Genomic DNA, 557 nt, shown 5'->3' with positions numbered 1-557 from the left:
AAGAAACTGAAAGAGATAGTAGACTCCCACAGCGCAGCACCGCAAGAGGGGTTAATAAGACACCTCAACCCGGTCATCAGAGGGTGGAGCAACTACTACTCAACAGTAGTGTCTAAGGAAATCTTTTCTCAAATGGATAACTTGTTATATTGGAAGTTAACCAAATGGGGAAACCGAAGGCATTCCAACAAAAGTAAAAAATGGGTAGCCAAGAGATACTGGCAAACAATAGGGAATCAACACTGGGTATTCGCAACGCGAGTGGAAACAAATCCAATCAAATTGCAATACCACTCCGAGACTCCAATTGTCAGACACGTTAAAGTGAAAGGTAATGCCAGCCCATACGACGGCAATCTCAAATACTGGAGTACAAGAATGGGAAAACAACCCGGTGTTCCAAAGAGGGTATCAAAACTCTTGAAGAAACAAAAAGGGAAGTGCATCCACTGCGGACATTATTTCAAAGAAGAAGACATCATGGAAGTAGACCACATCATCCCAGAAACCTTAGGTGGAAAGGATGAATACAAAAACCTCCAACTTCTTCATAGACA

At 42.4% G+C, this 557-nt stretch carries 1 protein-coding gene; it reads left to right on the top strand.

From position 1 onward, the window contains the following. Positions 1-6: 6 nt before the first annotated feature. A partial coding sequence (locus AC0QH1_RS21140) for a group II intron maturase-specific domain-containing protein (protein WP_324633298.1) occupies positions 7-557 on the top strand: 551 nt, incomplete at its 3' end.

Source organism: Phormidium sp. CCY1219, from assembly GCF_055795085.1.
This window is presented reverse-complemented; position numbering and strand designations above follow the sequence as displayed.